The 21,778-nt window shown below is 60.9% G+C and carries 20 protein-coding genes and 1 pseudogene; 12 read left to right on the forward strand and 9 right to left on the reverse strand.

What is annotated here, in order from left to right:
• A partial coding sequence (locus R3F00_RS11735) for a bifunctional hydroxymethylpyrimidine kinase/phosphomethylpyrimidine kinase (protein WP_371281985.1) occupies window positions 1–350 on the forward strand: 350 nt, incomplete at its 5' end.
• Here R3F00_RS11735 and R3F00_RS11740 read toward each other — a convergent pair.
• The gene (locus R3F00_RS11740; RefSeq protein ID WP_371281986.1) at window positions 337–1,341 is read right to left on the reverse strand and encodes an isocitrate dehydrogenase; all 1,005 of its coding nucleotides are present in this window, start codon (window positions 1,339–1,341) and stop codon (window positions 337–339) included. The two genes, R3F00_RS11735 and R3F00_RS11740, sit on opposite strands and share 14 nt — an antisense overlap.
• Before the next feature lie 73 nt (window positions 1,342–1,414).
• Here R3F00_RS11740 and R3F00_RS11745 point away from each other — a divergent pair, with 73 nt between their 5' ends.
• Window positions 1,415–2,566: a hypothetical protein gene (locus R3F00_RS11745; protein ID WP_371281987.1), complete on the forward strand. Its 1,152-nt coding sequence runs from the start codon at window positions 1,415–1,417 to the stop codon at window positions 2,564–2,566.
• Between the two features lie 10 nt (window positions 2,567–2,576).
• On the opposite strand, the gene grxC is transcribed toward R3F00_RS11745, so the two are convergent.
• Window positions 2,577–2,843 (reverse strand): glutaredoxin 3, encoded by a 267-nt coding sequence (grxC, locus tag R3F00_RS11750; protein WP_371281988.1) that lies wholly within the window; start codon window positions 2,841–2,843, stop codon window positions 2,577–2,579.
• Window positions 2,844–2,997: 154 nt separating this feature from the next.
• Between grxC and R3F00_RS11755 the strand changes: the two genes are divergently transcribed.
• The 7 genes and pseudogenes from R3F00_RS11755 (at window position 2,998) to R3F00_RS11785 (ending at window position 12,095) form a co-directional block, all read left to right on the forward strand.
• Window positions 2,998–4,698, forward strand: coding sequence for a M48 family metalloprotease (locus tag R3F00_RS11755; RefSeq protein ID WP_371281989.1), 1,701 nt, complete (start codon window positions 2,998–3,000; stop codon window positions 4,696–4,698).
• A 44-nt stretch (window positions 4,699–4,742) separates the two neighbouring features.
• Window positions 4,743–5,432: a phosphate regulon transcriptional regulator PhoB gene (gene phoB, locus R3F00_RS11760; protein WP_371281990.1), complete on the forward strand. Its 690-nt coding sequence runs from the start codon at window positions 4,743–4,745 to the stop codon at window positions 5,430–5,432.
• 38 nt (window positions 5,433–5,470) lie between these two features.
• A complete protein-coding gene (phoR, locus tag R3F00_RS11765) occupies window positions 5,471–6,499 on the forward strand; it encodes a phosphate regulon sensor histidine kinase PhoR (RefSeq protein WP_371281991.1) in 1,029 nt (342 codons plus the stop codon).
• Between the two features lie 41 nt (window positions 6,500–6,540).
• The gene (ppk1, locus tag R3F00_RS11770) at window positions 6,541–8,655 is read left to right on the forward strand and encodes a polyphosphate kinase 1 (RefSeq protein WP_371282112.1); all 2,115 of its coding nucleotides are present in this window, start codon (window positions 6,541–6,543) and stop codon (window positions 8,653–8,655) included.
• Complete coding sequence (gene ppx, locus R3F00_RS11775) at window positions 8,652–10,193, forward strand: exopolyphosphatase (RefSeq protein WP_371281992.1); 1,542 nt, start codon at window positions 8,652–8,654, stop codon at window positions 10,191–10,193. The genes ppk1 and ppx overlap by 4 nt, the downstream gene beginning before the upstream one ends.
• A gap of 263 nt (window positions 10,194–10,456) precedes the next feature.
• Complete coding sequence (locus R3F00_RS11780) at window positions 10,457–11,119, forward strand: peptidylprolyl isomerase (RefSeq protein WP_371281993.1); 663 nt, start codon at window positions 10,457–10,459, stop codon at window positions 11,117–11,119.
• A 252-nt stretch (window positions 11,120–11,371) separates the two neighbouring features.
• Window positions 11,372–12,095: pseudogene (locus tag R3F00_RS11785) on the forward strand (UDP-2,3-diacylglucosamine diphosphatase).
• Window positions 12,096–12,119: 24 nt separating this feature from the next.
• Here the strand turns inward: R3F00_RS11785 and R3F00_RS11790 are convergent.
• From R3F00_RS11790 to R3F00_RS11805, 4 genes are all read right to left on the reverse strand, one after another.
• On the reverse strand, window positions 12,120–12,614 hold the full coding sequence (locus R3F00_RS11790) for a hypothetical protein (RefSeq protein ID WP_371281994.1): 495 nt from the start codon (window positions 12,612–12,614) through the stop codon (window positions 12,120–12,122).
• Window positions 12,615–12,755: 141 nt separating this feature from the next.
• Window positions 12,756–14,183, reverse strand: a complete 1,428-nt coding sequence (locus R3F00_RS11795) for a hypothetical protein (protein ID WP_371281995.1) — start codon at window positions 14,181–14,183, stop codon at window positions 12,756–12,758.
• Window positions 14,184–14,217: 34 nt separating this feature from the next.
• Window positions 14,218–14,727, reverse strand: a complete 510-nt coding sequence (locus tag R3F00_RS11800; protein ID WP_371281996.1) for a hypothetical protein — start codon at window positions 14,725–14,727, stop codon at window positions 14,218–14,220.
• Window positions 14,728–14,776: 49 nt separating this feature from the next.
• A complete protein-coding gene (locus R3F00_RS11805) occupies window positions 14,777–15,520 on the reverse strand; it encodes a hypothetical protein (RefSeq protein WP_371281997.1) in 744 nt (247 codons plus the stop codon).
• Window positions 15,521–16,045: 525 nt separating this feature from the next.
• Here R3F00_RS11805 and R3F00_RS11810 point away from each other — a divergent pair.
• The 3 genes from R3F00_RS11810 to R3F00_RS11820 are packed head-to-tail and all read left to right on the forward strand — an operon-like array spanning window position 16,046 to window position 18,298.
• Entirely contained in the window at window positions 16,046–16,774 is a 729-nt protein-coding gene (locus tag R3F00_RS11810; RefSeq protein WP_371281998.1) for a glycosyltransferase family 2 protein, read from the forward strand.
• Complete coding sequence (locus tag R3F00_RS11815; RefSeq protein WP_371281999.1) at window positions 16,774–17,157, forward strand: DUF2304 domain-containing protein; 384 nt, start codon at window positions 16,774–16,776, stop codon at window positions 17,155–17,157. The genes R3F00_RS11810 and R3F00_RS11815 overlap by 1 nt, the downstream gene beginning before the upstream one ends.
• Before the next feature lie 4 nt (window positions 17,158–17,161).
• Window positions 17,162–18,298 carry a glycosyltransferase gene (locus tag R3F00_RS11820; protein WP_371282000.1) on the forward strand — a complete coding sequence of 379 codons (1,137 nt, stop codon included), beginning with the start codon at window positions 17,162–17,164 and terminating at the stop codon, window positions 18,296–18,298.
• On the opposite strand, the gene R3F00_RS11825 is transcribed toward R3F00_RS11820, so the two are convergent.
• From R3F00_RS11825 to R3F00_RS11835, 3 genes are read right to left on the reverse strand one after another with little or no spacing between them, the layout of a single operon-like run.
• On the reverse strand, window positions 18,240–19,679 hold the full coding sequence (locus R3F00_RS11825) for a hypothetical protein (protein WP_371282001.1): 1,440 nt from the start codon (window positions 19,677–19,679) through the stop codon (window positions 18,240–18,242). The genes R3F00_RS11820 and R3F00_RS11825 overlap by 59 nt on opposite strands.
• Window positions 19,676–20,857: a hypothetical protein gene (locus R3F00_RS11830; RefSeq protein ID WP_371282002.1), complete on the reverse strand. Its 1,182-nt coding sequence runs from the start codon at window positions 20,855–20,857 to the stop codon at window positions 19,676–19,678. Before R3F00_RS11830 ends, R3F00_RS11825 begins: the two co-directional genes overlap by 4 nt.
• A complete protein-coding gene (locus R3F00_RS11835; RefSeq protein ID WP_371282113.1) occupies window positions 20,854–21,678 on the reverse strand; it encodes a ferritin-like domain-containing protein in 825 nt (274 codons plus the stop codon). The genes R3F00_RS11830 and R3F00_RS11835 overlap by 4 nt, the downstream gene beginning before the upstream one ends.
• Between the last annotated feature and the right edge of the window lie 100 nt (window positions 21,679–21,778).

Raw genomic sequence — 21,778 nt, forward strand, 5'->3', positions numbered from 1 at the left:
ACAGTCTGCTTGAGGCCGCGCTGGAGCTGCATCAGTTGGGCGCAGCCGCCGTTCTGCTGAAAGGCGGACACCTTGCAGGGTCGCAAGTACACGACGTACTGGTCAGCAAGCGTGGTGCTCGCTGGTTCAGCCATTCGCGCATCAAGGCCGAAGGGCACGGTACTGGCTGCACGCTGGCCTCCGCGATCGCAGCCGGCATGGCCCGTGGCGAGGTGTTGGAAAATGCGGTGGAGACCGCGATCGACTTCGTCAATCGCGCCTTGCAGTCAGCCTATCGACCCGGCCGCGGGCGGATTGTCGTACTCGACCACCTGGCAGCCAGCCCATCGACCGGATTCAAATCCGCTTGATCAGGGCGTCCGTGAAGCTGCTTGTATTGCCGGATCCACCAAGATCGGGGGTCAGGGAATCGCGCGCCTCCAGCGTGTCGCGGATCGAAGTCCGCACCTGAAGCGCCTGGTCCTCATGGCCCATGTGGCTGAGCATCTGTGCCGCTCCAAGCAAGAGCGCGCAGGGATTGGCCACGCCCTTGCCGGCGATATCCGGCGCCGAGCCGTGCACCGCCTCGAAAATCGCCACGTCGCTGCCGATGTTCGCTCCGGGCGCCAGTCCCAGCCCGCCGACAAGACCTGCGCACAAATCCGAAATGATGTCGCCAAACAGGTTGGTCGTCACGATGACGTCGAACTGCTGGGGATTCATGACCAGCTGCATGCAGGTGTTGTCGACAATCATTTCGTTGAACGCGATATCCGGATATTCCCTGGCCACATCACGGGCAACCTTGAGAAACAGCCCCGAGGTCGTCTTCATGATGTTCGCCTTGTGCACGGCAGTGACCTTCCTGCGACGCTGTCTGCTGGCAAGCTCGAACGCATAGCGAACGATGCGCTCGCATCCATGCCGTGTATTGCGGATCAGGGACTGGGCCACTTCGCCATCTTCGGACAGGGTCTGGCCTTCCGAGCCGTAAGCGCCTTCGGTGTTTTCCCGCACCGTGATGATGTCGATGTTCTCGTATCTGGCCTTGGTTCCCGGGAAGGTGATCGCCGGACGCACGTTGGCGTAGAGGTCAAAGCGCTTGCGCAGTTCGACGTTCAGCGAGCTGAAGCCTCCGCCGATCGGCGTGGTCAGCGGGCCCTTCAGCGCCACCTTGTGGCGTGCAATGGCGTCAATCGTGGCCTGGGGGAGCAATTCGCCAACACTTTGCTGTGCCGAAACGCCGGCTTCCACGTACTCGTAGCTCAGGCCGACGTTGAGAGCGTCGAGCACGCGAACAACCGAATCCACGATTTCGGGACCGATTCCGTCGCCTCGAATGACAGCAATTGTTTGACTCATCAGAAAAAATTCTCCACTGAAACGCCACCAGACCGACTTGCCGAAAGCGGCAAAGGGCGCGCATTATCCGAAAATGATACGCGTTCCCACAACCAGGGCGGCATTCGCACGCATCGCCTTCTGCATCGTGATCGCCTGGGCAGCCACATTCCAGGGCCCGCTGCTGGCCGGGTCGAACTCGGCTCCCCACTCCAGCAGTACGGATCTCAGCGTAAGCCTGGTCAGCGTGAGCGAGTACGCGCCGCATTGGCCGCCGGACCTGGAAATTCGCCTTGTCTGGCCGGTCTCCTGCCTGCCTGTGATCAGCAGGACCACGCTCGAAGGCTTCAACATCGACGTCCATCTGCGCGGCAACACCGCACACTGCGCGACGGTCAGCACGCCTGTCAGCCTCAAGGTGAATCCTGCCCGCGAATCCGGACGCGACCGCCTGGCCCTGGGCATTTACCAGGTCCGCCTGTATCTGGAGCAAGCCGGCGGCAACGCTGAACTGATCGGATTCCGCCTCTTGCAGTCCGGCGGTGATATCACCCTTTCCCGACCGGAAAGCGGTTTCTGGTGGTCCGTTCCAGGCTCCGAATTCGGCCAGACGCTTGGCGGCAGTGGCGTCTCGATCGAGCAGCAGGGCGACGATATCGCCGTTTCGTTGCTGAGCTATGAGGCGGGATCACCGGTCTGGTATTTCGGCAGTGCAACGATGCCTGGCAATACGACTCATGTTCAGCTGGTTCGCATGGTTGGCGGCGATGAACCGTTTTCGGCGCCGTTTTCTTCGCCAGGGGCCGAACCGGGCATGTCGCTGCATCTCGAATTTCTCTCGCCCTCGCAGGCCCATGCCTGGCTGGTGCGCCCGCGCTCGGAAGACTCGCTGGTCGTCGACATCCAGCCGTTGAACCTGATGCGGGTTCCGTTCAACGAGGGGCCGGCCGGGCAGCACTTTCGTGGCGAATGGGTTCTGGTTACCGATCAGGCCCGCGATGCGAAAGTGGTCACTCTGGTCGAGCTGATCACTTCGGACCAGGAATCCTTCCGCCTGGTCGACAAGTTTGGCAGCGTGTCCCTGCAATGCAGATCCCGGGACATCGGTGGTTATCCGTCAGCGGTTTTCTGCTCGCTGACTGAAGGTTCGACGGTGCTGGCCGACTTTGATCAGATCGGGCTCGACAGGCTGTCGGGACTGGATGCCAGCGGCACAGCGGTCAGGCTGATTCGCCTGCCCCGTTGAACAACGGGATTCAGGTGCGGCCCGTGGCCGCGAACTCGGCCAGCTTGCCGCTACGCTCGGCAGCAACCAGTTCCTCGAATCCTCCGACATGATGGCCATTGACGAAAATCTGCGGGACCGAGCGACGTCCGCCGGTGCGTGAAAGCATCTCGTCGCGACGGGCAGGATCAAGGTCGATGCGGATTTCCTCGTAGTCAAACCCCTTTTGCTTGAGAAGGTTCTTGGCAGCAAGGCAGTACCCGCAGGTTGCGCTGCTGTAGAGCTCGACCGATACCATTCGATTTTCCTGATTGGATGCAAATCTTCCCCCGAAATCGGAGAATTTGCCGGAAAGCATACAGAACACGCCTTCAGGCCGAAATATCACGTTGCCTTAAGGCATCCGGCGCTAGAATGTCGGATGACTCTTGGACCCTTTGGAGTCCGGTACGATGTTGAAAATGAAGTGGCTGTCCCTGCTGCTCACAGCCTCCTGCGTCAGTCTGGCTGGCGCCCAGGACAACGGCGTTCGCCTGCCCGATATCGGCAGTTCGGCTGCGACAGCCTTGTCGCCCGATGAAATGAAGGCCTACGGGGCCTCGATGCTGCACGAGATGCGGCTTTACAACTACGTCCTCGATGACCCCCTGGTCAACGACTATCTGAACGGTCTTGGCTACCGCCTTGTATCGGTCAGCGACCGCCCGGACCTGGAGTTCACCTTCTTCGTCGTTCGCGACAACGGCATCAATGCATTCGCCGCTCCGGGCGGCTATATCGGTGTCAACGTCGGGCTGATCATTGCCATGAACACCGAGGACGAACTGGCTGCCGTCATCGCGCACGAAATCGCCCATGTCACCCAGCAGCATCTGTTGCGTGCATTCGAGGATTCGAGGAAATCGACCCTGCCTATCGCGCTGGCCATGCTCGGCGCACTGGTGGCTACTGCAGGTCGAACAGACGACGCCGGCCAGGCCGCCTTGATGAGTGGCATCTCGCTGATCCAGCAGCGCGCCATCAACTTCACGCGCTATGACGAAATCGAAGCCGACCGGGTCGGCATCCAGAGTCTTGCCCGAGCCGGATACGATCCCCTGGCCATGGCGGATACCTTCGCGACGATGCAGCGCGTCATGCGCGTGAACGGAATCGACGTGCCTGAATTCCTGCGTACCCACCCGGTCGACGTGAACCGGATCGCCGATGCCAAGGCGCGCGCAGTCAACCTTGATCGAAGCTACCAGCCGGTCAGTACGCGGGCGCCGGTCGCCAGGCGATTGCCTCAAGCCGAGGGTGACTCCGGCATTTCTCTGGACCTGAGCATTCCGACACCGCGACTGGGCGGTGCGACCGCGGCAGCAGAACCAGCAGCTCCGACGGACAGCAGTTATTTCGAACTGATGCGCGAACGCTCGCGCATCCTCAATGCAGACTCGGCCAATGCCATGTTGCGCTACTACACGGACGAGTTGAAACGCGGCCCGGAATCCGGCACCACCGCCATTCGCTATGGTCATGCCTTGTCGCTGACCCTGGCGCGCCAGCCGAAAGCTGCCGTCGAGGAGTTTGCCGTTCTGACGAAGGAATTTCCCGGCAGCTCGGTTTTCGAACTCGGAATGGCCGAAGCCGAGGACCAGGCCGGCATGAAGGACGCCGCGTTCAAGCGCTATGAGCGTCTGAGCAAGGACTTTCCCGGCAATCGAGCCATTGCGCTGGCCTATACCGAGGCCCTGCTCGCCCGCTCCGACGAGAAATCGGCACAGGTTGCCCTTGACCTGATTCGCCCCCTGCTCACGCGCTACCCCGAAGATCCCGACTTGCAACGCAGTTTCGCCCGCGCCAACGAACTGGCAGGCGACACGGTTCGCGCCGCGGAGGCCTATGCCGAGTGGGCGTTTCTCAATGGCCGCGCAGAGGATGCGCTGAACCAGCTCAAGACCCTTTCCAGCAAGCAGGATCTGACCTACTACCAGCGTGCCCGCGTCGACGCCCGCATCACCGCCATGACGCCCATCGTGCTGGACATTCGCAAGCGCGAACGCCGCGAATCGGAGCCCGAAAGCACCGACGGATTCTCGGCAGCGGCGCGCTGTCCCGATCAGAACTGCGCCCGCATGTCATTGAGCCGTAACAAATCCCGGTTGCAATAGAGCCGTAACAAGGCGGCCATCCCGGCCACCATCCGCAGAATCCTGTGCAGAAACGCGTACTGATTGTCGAAGACGAACCTTCCATCCGCGATATGGTGGCCTTTGCGCTGCGCAAGGCAGGCATGGAAGCGATCCATGCGGGAGACGCCCGCAGCGCCCAATCGGCCATCGGCGACCAGATTCCCGACCTGATCCTGCTTGACTGGATGCTTCCGGGCATGACCGGCATCGAACTGGCAAGGCGACTTCGCCGTGAGGACCTGACCCGCGAGGTGCCGATCATCATGCTGACCGCCCGTGGTGAAGAAACGGACCGGGTCAACGGCCTGGATGCCGGCGTCGACGACTACGTGGTCAAGCCGTTCTCGGCGCGCGAGCTGGTGGCACGAATTCGCGCGGTGATGCGCCGCGCCCACGGCGAGGATACCGAGGGGTTGATCGAGATCGCCGGACTCCGCATCGACAGCGCCGCACATCGCGTTTTCGCCAACGACCAGATCGTGGCGATCGGCCCAACCGAATACCGCTTGCTGCATTTCTTCATGACCCATCCCGAGCGCGTCTACTCGCGCAGCCAGTTGCTGGATCATGTCTGGGGCGGCGGCGTGTATGTGGAGGAGCGCACGGTCGACGTGCACATTCGACGCCTGCGCATGACCCTCGCGCCCTACGCTATGGACGACTTCGTGCAAACCGTTCGCGGCGCGGGTTATCGATTCTCTTCAAGCGTGTGAAAGCCCGGGCTGCCCATCGCCGAACCAAGTTGTTCGGCTTGCTGCGCGCTTTCCGCGATGCCGCGGTGGCCTTGCCGGATGCCATGGTCGCGGTCGACGAAAACCATCGGATCGCCTGGTTCAACACGGCCGCCGGCAGCCTGCTCGGGCTGCAGCACCCGGACAATCTCGGCGAGCTTGTTGCAGATGCCATTGCCATTCCGGGGCTTCGCCAATGGATGGATGAGGGCGGCATCGATCCACTGACTGATGTCACGGCACCGGCTGACGCCGAAGTGCACTTGAATCTTCGCCTGATTCCCTATTCCGAAGGCCACTCATTATTGTTGGCGCGCGATGTCAGCCAGATCCTGCGCGTCGAGAAAATGCGGCGCGATTTCGTGGCCAATGTTTCGCACGAATTGCGAACACCGTTGACTGTCGTGCACGGGTATCTCGACCTTATCGAGCCGGAACAGATTCCCGAGTTCGAATCGATCATTCGCGAGCTGCGAAGCCAGTCCAGGCGGATGACCCAGATCGTCGAGGATCTGCTGACCCTGTCGCGGCTTGATGCGGAGGAGGCACTGCCGAAGTCCAGGGTCGCCATACGCCCCCTAGTCACCACCTTGCATCGCGATGCGGAAGGCCTCAGCCGGGGCCGGCACACGATTTCCTCCAGCATCAAGGGCGGGCACGACTTGCGTGGCTCATCACGGGATCTCTACAGCGCCTTTTCCAATCTGGTCAGCAATGCCGTGCGCTACACTCCTGTTGGCGGGCGAATCCACATCGTCTGGATCAGCGACTCGAATGGTGGGAAACTCAGCGTGACCGACACGGGTCACGGCATTTCCGCCCAGCACCTGCCACGTCTGACCGAGCGCTTCTACCGCGTCTCGACCAGCCGGTCGCGAGAAACCGGTGGCACGGGTCTTGGGCTGTCCATCGTCAAGCATGTGCTGCAATTGCACGACGCACATCTGGAGATCGAAAGCGAACTGGGAGTGGGCAGTACGTTTTCCTGCGTTTTCAAACCCAGTCAGTTGCTACCATCGGAGTTTGCTGCGGAGGAAGTCCTGGAATGAACGTGCCCTTGGTCGAGGTAAGCAATGACCCGCCAGCCATGATGCCGTCCGCAACGACCAAGCCCGTGCACGAGACCGGGAACAACAAAGGCAAGCGCGACTTCAGCGACCCGTCGCTCTACCTCAATCGCGAACTCGCACAGATCGAGTTCAATTCGCGGGTCATGGCCCAGGCCGAAGACCCGCGCAATCCGCTGCTCGAACGCCTGCGTTTCATGTGCATTTCCTGCACCAATCTCGATGAATTCTTCGAGGTCCGGGTGGCCGTGCTCAAGCACCACCACGCATTCGGCGAGAGTACGCCGTTGGCCGACGCGACTCCGATCGGCGAACTGCTCGGCCAGATCCGCGAGCGCGCCCTGTCGCTGGTCAAGAAGCAATACGCCTTCTGGAACAATACGCTGCTGCCGGAGCTCAATCGCGAAGGTATCCGATTCCTTACCCGCGAAGTATGGACGGTCAAGCAGAAGCGCTGGCTGCAGGGTTATTTCCGCAACGAAACCCTGCCCGTCCTGTCTCCGCTTGGGCTGGATCCGGCGCATCCGTTTCCGCGCATCCTGAACAAGAGCCTGACCCTCGCTGTCGTACTGGCCGGCAAGGATGCGTTCGGACGCGAAGGGCACATGGCCTTGCTGCGTGCGCCGCGGTCCTTGCCGCGCATCATCCGCTTGCCGGACGAGGTCGCTGGCGAGGGCATTTCCTTCGTGTTTCTTTCCGACCTGCTGCATGAGTTCATGGACGAGCTGTTTCCGGGCATGCAGGTCAAGGGTTCGTACCAGTTCCGGGTAACCCGAAACAGCGAGCTTGTGGTCGATGAAGAAGAGGTCGAGAACCTCGCCATGGCCTTGCGCGACGAACTCCGCGGGCGCGGCTACGCCAAGGCGGTTCGACTGGAAGTCGGCTCCAATTGTCCGCGCTCGATCACGCAGATGCTCGAGCAGAATTTCGAACTGACGGATCAGGACGTCTATCTGTGCGATGGTCCGGTCAATGTCAGCCGAAGCGCCGCGATCTACGATCAGATCGACCGGCCCGACCTGAAATTTCCACCCTTCGTGCAACGCGTGAACCGGGTAGCCGCAGAAGGAGACAGCCTGTTCGATGCCATCCGCGAGCGCGACATCCTTCTGCATCATCCCTTTGAGTCGTTCTCGACGGTCAGCGAACTGGTCAAGCAGGCAAGTCTCGATCCGGACGTGCTGGCTATCAAGCAGACCTTGTACAGGTCGGGTACGGACTCGCAACTGGTCGATCACCTGATCGAGGCCGCACGCCTGGGCAAGGACGTGACCGTCGTTGTCGAGCTGCGCGCGCGTTTCGATGAAGAAGCGAATCTGCGCCTGGCGAACCGGCTGCAGGAAGCGGGGGTGCAGGTTGTCTATGGCGTGGTCGGCTACAAGACCCATGCGAAGATGCTGCTGATCGTTCGACGCGAATCGGGTTCATTGCGCCGCTACGTGCACTTGTCGACCGGCAACTACCATCACGTCACCTCGCGCATCTACACGGATTTCGGTCTGATGACCGCCGATCCGGGAATTGGCGAAGACGCACATCTGCTTTTCCTCCAGCTGTCCGGACTGGGTCCCATCATCAAGCTCAAGCATCTTCTGCATTCACCGTTCACGCTGCACAAGGGATTGCTGGCCAAGATCGAGCGGGAAGCGGAGCACGCCAAGGCCGGCAAGCCGGCACGCATCATCGCCAAATTCAATGCACTCAACGAACCCGAAGTGATCGAGACGCTGTATGCCGCTTCGTGCGATGGTGTGCAGATCGATCTGATCGTGCGCGGCGCCTGCACCCTGCGCCCGGGAATACCCGGCGTATCGGAGAATATTCGGGTCCGCTCCATCGTCGGGCGATTCCTGGAACACAGCCGTGTGTACTGGTTCCAGAACGACACTTCGCCGGAAATCTACTGCTCGAGTGCAGACTGGCTCTATCGCAACCTGCTTCGACGTGTCGAAACCTGTTTTCCGATACTCGATCCCAGTCTTGCTGCGCGAGTCTTCGACGAATCGCTGCAGAACTACCTGAACGACAATACCCAGGCCTGGCAGCTCGAATCGGATGGCAGCTATACGCGTGTTCCGGCCGGCAATGACAAACCGCATTGCGCCCAGATCGCGTTGCTGGAAAAGCTTTGCCCATGAAGTCCGTTGAACTGCCCGACGAGATTCAGGATGGCGACCTGATCGCCGCGGCGGATATCGGTTCCAACAGTTTTCATCTCGTCGTGGCGCGATACACGCACGGCGAGTTGCGCGTGATCGACCGCTTGCGCGAAAGCGTTCGCCTGGCCGCCGGCCTGCGCAAGGACGGCACTCTCAGCCGCGAACGACGTGAGCTCGCGTTCGACTGTCTGTCGCGGTTTGGCCAACGCCTGGCTGATTTCAAGCCTGGACGGGTTCGCGCGGTGGCCACCAATGCCGTCCGCCAGTTGGCCAGCCCGCAGGCATTCCTGCTTCCGGCGGAAACGGCGCTGGGCCATCCCATCGAAGTGGTTTCCGGCCGTGAGGAAGCGCGCCTGATCTATCAGGGTGTCGCCCGAGGCCTGCCAAGCAGCGACAAGACGCGACTTGTCGTCGATATCGGCGGCGGCAGTACCGAGTTCATCATCGGCCGCGGCCACGAAGCGCTGGAGCGTGAGAGCCTCCAGGTCGGCTGCATTGCCAGCACCATGCGATTCTTTGAAGACGGCAAGATCACGCCCCGCCGCTGGAAACAGGCGCTTGCCGAGATAGCTGTCGAAATGCAGCAGTTTGGCGCCCACTACCGCGAGCGCGGCTGGAGCGAGGCCATCGGTTCCTCGGGAACCATGAAGGCCATTGGCGGCATCGTTCAGGCCAATGGCTGGTCCGAGCAGGGCATCACGGCCGATTCCCTCGCCACCTTGCGGGAAACCTTGCTCGCCTTCGGGCACAGCAGCAAGTTGAACCTTCCTGGCCTGTCCAGCGACCGGGTCAACGTGATCGCCGGTGGCGTGGCGATTCTCGATGCGATTTTCAGGACATTCGGCCTCGAGCAGATGAACGTCTGCGATACCGCCATGCGCGAAGGCCTGCTCTACGACATGCTCGGCCGCGCGCTGCATACCGACTCGCGCAATACCAGCATCCGGGCTTTGGCAGAGCGTTACGGCGTGGAGGAAGCACAGGCAACCCGTGTTGGCGAGACCGCAGCGAATCTTCTTGCCCAGGTCGCGGATCGCTGGCAACTGGATGTGCAGGCCCAGGAAATCCTCCACTGGTGCGCACATGTGCACGAGATCGGCCTGGCCATCGCGCACAGCCAGCACCACGCCCACGGCGCCTACATTATTGCCAACTCCGACATGGCCGGCTTCGGCCGTCAGGAGCAGCAACAGCTGGCAGCGATCCTGCGCTCACATCGACGCAAGCCGGACACGGCGACCATGACAAGCCTGCCGCCACGCATGCAGCCCACCACGCAGCGCCTGACAGCCCTGCTGCGGCTGTCTGTGCTGTTGCACCGTGCGCGCAGCAGCGAAGCACTGCCCGACTTGCGATTGACCGCCAGGGACGGCGAGCTGACCCTCGACCTGCCAGGCACCTGGCTCGAGAATCATCCGTTGACCCGAATCGATCTGGAACAGGAACGTGACTACCTGAAGCTGATCGACATCAAGCTGGTGGTGAGCAAGTCCAGCAACCGGCTTGTCGCCGCCTGAAGGCATTCGCCTGCCAGCGCCGAACCGTTGTCCGGAACGCGATGCCGCTGAATCGCTTGAGGTAGCAGCCAGCTTCAGCTGCGATGCTCTATCGCCGACCCGCATATGAGCATCATGGGCATCGCAGCTGAAGCTTGCTCCGGCGAGCTGCCGCCATCTGCCCTGACTTCCGGATCTGTGGTCCCAGGCCATCCCCGGAGTTTTCGCGATCCGGCACAAGGCTTATGATGGGCAGATCCATTCCCGGACCAGGAAACCAGACGATGATCCACTTCCCCAGCATTCGCGGCGCGCGCGCCATCCTTCCCTTCGCCCTGCTCCTGGCGATTCCGTTCGGAGCCCTCGCCCAGGACAAGGCCGAGCCTGCACAGCCCGCGGCAAAGCCGGAAGCCGCGGCAGCGGCCGAAGCTCCGAAAGCCAACCCGAAAGCGAAGATCACGACCAGCGAGGGCGACATCGTCATCGAACTGAATGCTGAAAAGGCACCCAAGAGCGTCGAGAACTTTATCCAGTACGCGAACGACGGGTTCTACAACGGCACGATCTTTCATCGCGTGATCAACAACTTCATGATCCAGGGCGGCGGCTTCACCCCCGATCTGCGCCAGAAACCGACCCGACCCTCGATTCCGAATGAGGCCAACAACGGCCTCTCCAACAAGCGCGGCACGGTCGCCATGGCGCGTACACCGGACCCGAACTCGGCCACTGCGCAGTTCTTCATCAACCTGGTCGACAACCGCAATCTGGACTTCGTCAGCGACGAGCGCGCCGAAACCTGGGGCTATGCCGTATTCGGTGAAGTCGTCGAAGGCATGGATGTGGTCGACAAGATCAAGGCCATACCAACCGGCCCCAAGGGCCCGTTCCGCAGCGATGTACCGACCACCGACGTCGTCATCGAAAAGGTCGAGATACTTCCCTGATTCGAAGCCCGACCCGCTTGGATTTGGTCACCCCTCAAGTCGAACCGTCGACAAGGGCGCGATGCCGACTGTGAAAGTCCTTCTCCCGCCTGCGGGAGAAGGTCCCGCAGGGGGAAGAGGGGCTCTTGGCGCCTTTGATTTTCTCACCAACAGCAGTCGTACCGATCGCCGGAAAAGTTGATCCCGGTGTACTGCGGATTTTGCGGCCCAGAGCAATAGTCGAAAAATAGCCATGGCTGCCAACGAAACCCGATGACCACCCTCTTCATCTCCGATCTCCACCTCGACCTGTCTCGCCCCGAGATCATTCGGCAATTCGAAGAATTCATTCGCTATGAGGCAGTCCGTGCGGATGCCCTCTACATCCTCGGGGACCTCTTCGAAGCCTGGATCGGCGACGACGCCGACAGCGAAATCGGCCAGCGCTTCATCGACGCCATGCGACCCATGCGCGATGCCGGTCGCCCCACCTTCTTCATGCATGGCAACCGGGATTTCCTGCTCGGAGAAAGCTACGCGCGCAAGGCCGGCCTGACCCTGCTGCCGGACCCGTCGGTCATAGATCTCTATGGAACGCCCACCCTGCTGATGCACGGCGACAGCCTGTGCATAGACGACGGGCAGTATCAGCAGTTCAGAACCCTGTCGCGCTCACCCGATTGGCAACGCCAGTTTCTTGAGCGCAGCGTCGAAGAGCGGGAAGCATTTGCTGGCCAGGCCCGCGAAGAAAGCCGGCGGCACACGGGCAGCGATGCCAATTCGGCGATCATGGACGTCAATCAGGAGGCCGTATGGCTGCCTCAATGCCTGAGCCGGAGTGCATCACCTGATACACGGCCACACCCACCGCCCCGCCACCCATCAGTTCGAACTGGATGGCAAATCGGCGGAGCGCATCGTACTGGGAGACTGGTATGAGCAATCCAGCAGTATCAGTTTTGACGATTACCTGGAAAGCTCTTCCGAGCTGCGTTGATCACAGGCCTCTCCAATCCAGGCCTTACTCCACGGAGAACTCTTGCAATGCCACGGGGAGAGTGGGATTCGTAATGGTAACTGGCCCACAACCAGCACCAAACGTTGTCACTAACAAGTAGTAGGTACCGTTCGCCAGGCTATCCATGGGCCCCAAGGTTTCTGTTCCGCCCGCGCCAGCACTGTCGGCCTCCAAAGGGCATGGAGACGAACCATTGCAACTGCCCGACATCAATCCAACATAGATGTCATAGGCCGCATTGGACGTGGAAATAACCATACTCCCTGAATGAGCGCCCGGCCCGACCTGCACGGACCAGATGGCATCAGTAGCGTTGCCGATCGGATTTAAACCGCTGCAAGAAACCGCCAGCTGATCCGTTGCCGTGCAAGTGTCATATGACGGCAGGGGAATTCCGCTCTGGGCTCCGGTAATGTTGCCGGCGGTCGGCGTGCAAACCTGTGCGGAAACACATCCCGAAAACGCAGCAAATGCCAAGCCAATCCAGATCTTGCTCATGAGCACTTCCTTCCTTGATGCCAAAATTCGTCAATTCGGATGATATCTCTCTTTGTGCGGCAAGCAAAATTGCTAACGCCTCGCGAATCAATTCTGCAATTTGGTCGCGCAAGGAACTTTGCCTCGTCTGCTCTGGGGCGGCTACTTTGCTTTAACCGCCTGCGGAGTTGTGAACTCCCGCTTTCGCCCATCCTCGTACACAAGGCCAACGTAGTAGTAGTAAGTGGTGCCGGACTCTGCATCCATGTCGCGCCAGCGGTAGATTGAACCGATCTCGCCCGAACTATCCAGCCGCTTGATGAAATCGTGGCTAACCCTCTTGAATGGCCCGTCCTTCGAGCTTCCGCGGAAAATCTCATAGCCCCACACGCCATACTCATTGGATGCTTGCCAGGTCAGCAACGGCCCCTTTCCCTCGGGGGCAGGCATCTCTAGCGGCTGAGGTGGCTTCCGGATAGCGTTCCTTATGACGTCGGAAACTTGTGGCTCTGCTTCCGCAGATGCCCTCAAATCGTCGTCCAGATTCCTGATTTGAGTGTCTTTGCCGATAATGAGTGCTCCGAACTCAATTGGAAACTCGCGCTTTGACGGAAGCAGTTCTAGTACCACTTTTCCTCCGCGCTGGCCACGCTCGCTTTGAGCCGGAAAGCCGATGCGCAGATTCATGCACGAATCATTCTTAGGGATGCAGTCCTGCAATGTGGCCTGAGCTTCGATGCCTTCAACGCGGACAGAGCCAATCTTGATGGGCTTGCCATCGATTTCTTCCAGCCTGACGATTCGTTCGCTGGATTCGCCGGTTCGCATCAGCGCGAAATCTACCGGATTCATGCTAGGCACAAGTCGCGTAACCATCTGGCCACGAACACGTAAGCCTACCTTGGGCTGCAATGTACTCGAGGTGGAAAGGATCACGTATTCATCAAACAATCCCAATGGTGCGTTCTTCTTGCTGACAAGGTGGATTCCAAGTCCGTCATCAACTACTTCGGTCTTGAATCGATCACCATCGTCGACAACACCTGTCAACTTTAGATTCGAACCAGGCACCCTCTTTATCGTCAGGGTCCTGGTAGCGCCGTTGATCTCGTCGATGTTTCCAAAATCGACCTTTACGGACTCCGGGTCCACGACCCAATCAACAAAGCCGCGAACCGCAAAACTCATTTCAGGCGTGTCAAGGTTGCCCGTATAAACATCAAAGTACTTGGCAATTCGCCCGACGCCGTGATCAGTCTGGATGGCGACTTCAAACTCGACGCTGCCGTTCGGCGCAATCTCGATCGGGGTTGTCCCAAGAAACTTGTCCGTAGCTAGCCGCGGCCTGATCGCATCGATAGTCACCGTCTTGTTGCTCAAATTTGTGAGTTTCACATTCGCGCGGGTTTCCTGATAGGGAAACGCGACACCAAACTCGGGCTCGCTAAGTACCGACAGCATTTCGCTGGGTACTGGCGACGTGGGGCGCGAATCGGCCGCCGATGCGGTGGACAGCAACGCTAACAACGCGATTGCGACAGATACTTTTAGCCGGACCTTCATTTTTCTCTCGCCCATAAAAAAGCCCACGTGTCTCCACGTGGGCTTTTAGGATGACTTCTGCTTACTCTACCGAGAAACCTTGGAGGCTCACCGGCAGCGTAGGCGGAGTGATAACGACCGGACCACAACCTGCACCGAACGTGGTAACGAGCAGGAAGTAGGAACCGTTGGCCAAACCATCAACCGGACCAAGCGTTTCGGAACCGCCGGCTCCGTTGCTGTCGGCCTCAAGTGGGCAAGGCGACGAGCCATTGCAGGTGCCCGACATCAGACCAGCATAGATGTCATAGGTTCCCACGGAGGTCGTGATCTGGAAGCTGCCGTTATGGGCACCAGGGCCGACCGTGACCGCCCAGACGGCATCGGTCGCGTTGCCAATCGGATTCAGGCCACTGCAGGATACCGCCAGCTGATCGGCTGCGGTGCAGGTATCAAAAGCGGCCTGCGGAGTATTGCTGGTGGCGCCGTTCAACACCGGGGTACCGGCACTAGGGGTACAGTTCTGGGCGAAGCTTGCCCCGGCGAACATCAACGACGCCGCGACAGTAGCTCCAAGCAAAGTCTTTTTCATTATCGTCACTCCAAAAAGTATTCAACAGGTTTTTATGTAAGCCAGTTGCTCAGTTGCCGATGAAGGTCTGGCGACGGGAATCGAACTGGTCAAAGTAGACATAGTTCGTGTTCGTGAAGTTCTGGCGCCAGAAGGTGCTTGCACCAGCGAGGCCCAGGACAACCTGATCAACACCGGTCCAGACGCTGTTGGCCAGGTTCGAGACGGTACCCGTCGGGCTGCCATCGCTGGTAGAGGTTGCTACATCGGTCACCCAGTAGCGCATGCTGCCCGTGCCAGCGGCGACAGTGAGGTCGATTTCCACACGGTTCGCGCCGGCCTGATTCGGAAGTGCGACGTCAACGATCTGGTAGAGGCTACCCTGGTTGGTGTCACCAACCAGAAAACGCAGCGAAGCTGCCGTTCCATTGCCACGCAGGAAGGCCTGCACCAGGTTGCCGGTGCCGCCCGGCGCCGTACCGGTACCGATGACATTGAACACGGTGGCCGCACGATTGGCTGCGGTCAGAGTGATTCCCGACGCGTCAACGATGAACTGCGCGCGGTAGCGGGTTTCACTGGCCGGTGTCTGGTCAAGCACGCCTGCCTTGGCCGCCGGCGAGCTGTTCTGGTTCAGCGCGGTGCGCAGACGGCACGGCGTGGAATCATATCCGCCGGTCTGGCTCGAAACGGTGCCCTGCAGCTGAAGGGTCAGGCTCCACGGCGGGGAAAGGCTGGTCGGGCACTGTGCCATGGCGGCGCCAGCTGCACCAAAACCCACCAAGCCCACAACTGCCATAGCAAGTGTTTTCATTTTCGTGTTCATTTGGTTGTCTCTCCAGGATTGTCTGGGTGGGGTGGGTCCCCTTCCCCTTAAAGCACACACCGAAAGGCCTAGCCCGTGCCTTAACCGTTCGGAGCTTAAGGACTTTACCCTTTGCTCGTCAACAGCTTCCGCGCTTTTGCTTGGCCAACTTGTCAGAACCGGGCTTTGATCTGTCGTTCCGTCTCACCTCGAAAAAGGGGGAGAGTCGGCCCGTCATTCCCTGTTCACAGGACAATAGACGCATGGGAATGCCGGATCCGGACACTCTTGCTCTTCGCGCACCCATTCCCAATCCGTCCCATGAACAGTGTCGGGCGTCCTTGCGGGTCTCCGGGCCCGGCAAGGCCCGTGCTGCCCCGGGATCCCATGCGCAGGCGCGGACAGCCTTCGACAACCCCTCTCTTGCCTCGAATCGCCCTGCTCCAGGCTTTTCTGGCACAAGTCACGCATTGATTGACATGCAAGCCGGCGGATGACGAGAATCGCGGTCCCCTGCTCCCCATCAGGTCTGACTTGACCACGCTGCTGCCTACCGATTGCCTGGCTGTCATCCCCGCCCGAGACGAATGCGCCACGGTCGCAAGCGTGGTGGCCGGCGTGCGCGCAGCGCTGGGATGCCGCGTGCTCGTTGTCGACGACGCCAGCACCGATGGAACGGGCGCCACCGCCCGCGCCGCGGGGGCAGATGTATTGACGCTGCCGATAGGGCTGGGCGCCTGGGGCGCGAGCCAGACCGGCATCCGCTATGCGCGGAAACACGGGTTCAAGTCAGTACTCTGCCTGGACGCCGATGGACAGCACATGCCCGATTCCCTGCCGCTTCTGTTCGAGGCACGCAGGCAGACGAATGCCAATGTCGTCATCGGGACGTGCTTTGAACGGCTCAGCCTGCCGAAACGGATTGCCTGGCAATATCTGAGACTGCTGACCGGCCTTCGCCTGCGCGACTTCACGTCGGGATTGCGTCTTTACGATCAGCAGGCCATGCAGGTGCTCGCTGCGCCGGAAGCGAGCCTGCTGGACTTCCAGGACGTGGGCGTACTCATGTTGCTGGCAGGAAAAGGCATGCGAATCACCGAGACCCCGGTGCCGATGCAGGCGCGCAAGAGCGGACATTCTCGTGTATTCGCTTCCTGGGCCGTGGTCGCGCGTTACATGTTCAACACGACGATACTCTGCATCTCGCGCGTGGATCTAGGAACGCGGGCAGCGGAACCGGCTGCAGCGAGCGTGAAAAACTGATGCTGGACGCCCAGATCACCGCCGCCATTCTCGGCTTCGCCCTTGCCGGTGCGATCCTCTACCTCGTGCGCCGCGACCATCTGCACGGACCGTTCGCGGCGTGGTGGCTGATGGTGGCCGCGGCCACGCTCATTCTTGGCATGTTCCCGGCTCTGGTCATCTGGCTCGGCAAGCTGACCGGCATCAACTATGCGCCGGTGCTGCCGATCATCATTGGACTGTCGATGGTCTTGCTGAGGCTGCTCAAGCTCGATATCGATCGCTCCCGGCAGGAACGCCAGATGCGCCGACTGACCCAGAAACTGGCCATGCTCGAGCAGGAAATCGAACGCTTGCGCAATCCGGTCAACTCCGGTTCCTCCGACGCCAAGTCGATCGACTAGCTCGATGCGGGTACTTCATCTCGGCAAGTACTACGAGCCGCATCGAGGCGGCATCGAACGCTACTTGCAGGATCTTGCCGAATGGACCGCCCGGGAGGGGCACTGCACAAGTGCCCTGGTCCATCAGTCGCCCGGCGACTGGCGCAGCTCCCATGGCCCGTACAACGGAGTCGAGCTGTGGCGCGCGGGATGCATCGCGGCTCCCCTGTACACGCCGATCAGCCCGACCTATCCGCTGCAACTTGGGCATGCGCTGAAAACGATCCGCCCTGACCTGCTCCACCTGCACATGCCGAACCCTTCGTGTTTCGCAGCCCTGTTCAGTCCGCGCGCGCGCGCGCTGCCGTGGATCGTGCACTGGCATGCCGACGTGTCCGCCGACATGCCGGATTGGCGCGTACGCATGGCCTATCGTCTGTACCAGCCGTTCGAGCGGTGGCTGCTCAAGCGTGCCGCGGCCATTGTCGCGACCTCGCAAGCCTATAGCGACGCCAGCGCCGCTCTCGCACCGTGGAAATCGAAAGTCAGAGTGGTCCCTCTCGGAATAAAGGATCGAAATCCGGTCCCGGGCACGGCTCCGGCCTGGCCGCCGGGAAGTGGACTGCGGATTCTCGGCGTTGGCAGGCTCAGTCACTACAAGGGGTTTGCACGACTGCTCGAAGCACTGGTCGAGCTGCCGGGGTGTCGGCTGGTACTGGTTGGCAATGGCGAACAGCGCGATTCCCTGCAAGCCATGGCCGTCAGGCTGGATATCGCGGCACGGGTGTCCTTCATTTCTGATTGCGAGGAGGCCGAACTGCAGGCCGCCTATGCCGACGCGGATCTGTTCGTATTGCCGTCCCTGGACAGAAGCGAGGCATTTGGACTGGTCCTGCTGGAAGCCATGCGGGCAGGCCTGGCTGTCGTGGCCTGCGATATCCCGGGATCAGGTGTCGGACAAGTTGTCGTCGACAACGAGACAGGAATTCTGGTCAGACCCGGCATCGCGGCGGATCTGGTTCAGGCCATTGCCCTGCTGGAGAACGATCCGGCTTCACGGGCTGCGATGGGTGCTGCAGGAAGACGTCGCTGGGAACAACGATTCACCCTTCAGCAGTCGGCGCAGTCGATTGTTCAGGTGTATCGCGATTGCTCAGGCTGAACCCCACGATCAGCAAGGCCAGCAGTGAAAACACGGCCGGCACGATGTGCAGGATCAGGCGATTGGCGCTGGTGTAGTTTTCCGCCCAGGTCGACGCTTCGGTAAAGAAGAACAGCACAAACAGGAACAGCGCGCAGAGACCGAGCATCGCGCCAAGCGACCGCGCCATTCGGCTTTCCTGGAAAACGTGCCAGCGCAATGCCACGGCCAGCGGCAGCAGGTACCAGAGCAAATGCCAGTTGGGCAGCGTCAGCAAGCCGGACAGCATGGCCCGACCCACCGGTCTCCAATGAAGGTCCAGAGCCCCCAGCGCTGGAACAATCACTTCACCCCAGCTTGCGCGCACCCAGCCAAGACCGAGGATCGGTATCGCGAATCCGCCCAGGGCCAGGCCCAGCAGAGCGAGTAGCAGCGCTGCTGTGACAACCCACCAGCGAATCCGCTTGGGCAGCATGCTCAGGACTACGACCGAACTGAATATGGCGAGCCAGACCGCACCTTCCAGTTTGATCATCGGCAGTGTGGCCGCAAAAAGGCCTGCCAATACGAGCTGCCCAGGGGCGCGATCGTGCATCCAGCGCAACCAGCCGAGCACGGCCATGCCCAGTGCCGCCGCCAGCCAGAGGTCCGCATAGCCTGCCAGTGCGACATGGGCGCCCAGCAAAGGCAGGGAAACCAGGCCGTAGACCAGCAGCATGCACTGTTCCGGGCGTAGCCCGATTGCACGCCATTGACCATAGCTGGCCAGTCCGATCGAGGCGAGTACCCCGGTCCAGGCAAAATTGATCAATGGCTCGTTCCAGCCACCTGCGGCGCTGGCGAACCATATTTCGATCCACGCCAGCAGCTCCGGATAGTCCCAGATGGCGGCGGTACGCAGCGGTAGGTCAGGATTCGCAAGCCACTCCTGCATCGACACATAGGGAACGTAGTGACCGATCAGAAACCATGCCTTGGGCTTCACCGACCAGGCTGACCAGGCATCCCAGGGAAAGGTCGGGCGCAACAGCGCCTCGCTGCCCAGCACACCCAGCCGAAGCACGATGGCCGCCAGCAACGCCCACCACAACACACGGAGTGCAGGCGAAAGGCCTTGCTCCAGGAGAAGGAGTGATTTCCTGTTGCGCAGTTTCAAAGCCACTGCCCAGGCAAGAATGCCAATGCCCGCCAGCCATGGTGCCGTGTCGGAAAAGGCCTGTCGGGTGTCTTCTTGCGCAATGAACGAGGCAAGCCCGGCCACCAGAAACAACCCGAACAGGAATCCCGTGCCAAGAATTGCCGCGATGTCTCCTTGCGCGCGCATACCCCGATTCAAGGCCAGACAAATTCCGGTGCCGGCAAACCACGGCAGAATCCAGGCGAGGATGTAGGCGAGACTCACGAGCCCTCTCCTACCTGGAACACGATCAACGGATCGCGGCGATAAATGATCTCTCCCGGCAGCCGCAAGCCGTCACCGTGCATGATCTTCCTCTGCGAATCGAAGCGCCAGCCGGCGGTATCGTAGAGAACCACGATACTGCTTTCAGGCAAGGGCTGGTCTGGCGCTGTCGCCCGGGCTTGCGCCAGCACGCCCACATTCATCGGCAACAAGTGATAGACCAGCCGCAGCACCGTGAAACTGGAAGCCGAGTGGACCAGAACGCGCGTATTGTCCGGCACGTCGCGCAGCGCCTGCTTGAGCTCGCGGGCTGTCTCGACAAGATCCTGATCCGCCGAGTGCAACTCGCGTTCGGGCCAGGAGAATCCGCTGTAGAGAACTTCGGTGGCCGAGTGTCGCCAGCGCAATCCGGAATGCCATTGCAGATCGAGCATCGTCCAGCCGACAAAGAGTGCGACGACCCCGACACGCAGCAATGCTGCACCACGCATCCTCAAGATCACGTACGACCAGAACAGGATCAGGCCGACGGCCAGCATCACGCAGAGAATCAGGGACTGTGCACGCGGCGTGTCGGTATCGCGACCGAGTGCATGCACCGAACGCTGGCTCCACGGCCACTGACCGGTCCAGTCCGTCAGGAGGGCAGAGAGGTCCCCCTGCCAGGAGCGCGAGTACAAGCTGGCACCCACCAGGGTAAACGGCTTGAAGCCCTGCATGGGAGGCACGATTTGCGGGGTCGGATATTCGGCAAAGGCCAACTCCGTGATGCGGCCCCTCCACTCCGGCACCGTGCCGAGATCGAACCAGGAGTCGCCATCACGCGGCCATGGCAGCGAGACCACGGTGACGTCCTCGTCACCGACGCGCCGGAACACCAGAGAAAGCTCCAGGGTGTGCGGAAACTGACTGAAGTGATAGCGGAGAATGGTGTTCTCCGTGGCATCGACTCCATTGAGCACCACCGACTGCAACGCAGTCCGATCATCGCCCACTGCGCCGATGTTGAGCCGATCCTCGTCCTGGGCCGCGCCCCCCATCACCACCCGAAATTCGGAGCCTGCCCAGTTGCGCTGCTGTTGCGCGAATATCGGAGACTGCCAGTCGACGCCGGCCGCCCACAGCAGCACCAGGCTCAGGCTGACAAGAACGGCACTGGCGAATAGCAGCCGTCTCACGCGGCGAGGCTGCCAATGTGGACCAGTTCGGCGGCGCTGAATCCTGCCGCCCGGCGCGCCTCAAGATTGAACGGCCCGCGCAGACTTCCCTTCATGTGCAGCTCGAGCAGTGCAGCGAAGGTCGATTCGGGCTCCACACCTTCCTGCTCGCAGCACCAGGCGAACCAGCGTGAACCGGCAGCCACATGAGGCACTTCTTCGCGCAGGATGATTTCGAGAACGTCCGCGGTTGCGCTATCGCCCACGCTGCGCAGCCTGTGGATCATGGCGGGTGTGACATCCAGTCCGCGCGCTTCGAGCACGCGTGGCACCAAAGCCATGCGCTGCAAACACGAATCGGCGGTCAGCACGGCCATTTCCCAGAGACCATTGTGGGCATCGAAGTCGCCATAGGCATGACCCAGCTCGCGCAATCTCTGCGTGAGCAGCCTGAAGTGGCGCGCTTCGTCTTCGGCGATGCCCACCCAGTCGGCGTAGTACGCCTCGGGCATGCCGCGAAACCGGTACACCGCATCGCAGGCAAGGTTGATCGCATTGAATTCGATGTGGGCAATGGCGTGAACCAGCGCCGCCCTGCCCTCATCGCTGCCCAGCCCTCGCTGGGGAAGGTTGCGCGGCTCGATCAATCGAGGCAAGGCGGGCTTGCCGGGGTTGCCGATCGGTTCAGCGGAAGTGCCCTGGGCAGAGGCTTGCAGCTTCCCGGAACGGTAGTCGGCAGCCAGCTCGTGCGCCAGTGCCACTTTCTGATCCGGATCTGCGGATGCCAGACAGCGGTGGGCTGCTTCGAACAGGTCTTTCTTGGCCACCCCACCACTCCCCAGAAGGCAAAAAAAGCTGACATTGCTCAGCCGTACCCGATTCTGCCTCTTTCCTGCCCGGTTTGACAAAGCACCCATTCACAATCCAACAACGAAGCAGTAA

This window comes from Dokdonella sp. (genome assembly GCF_041395345.1).
GTDB lineage: Bacteria > Pseudomonadota > Gammaproteobacteria > Xanthomonadales > Rhodanobacteraceae > Dokdonella.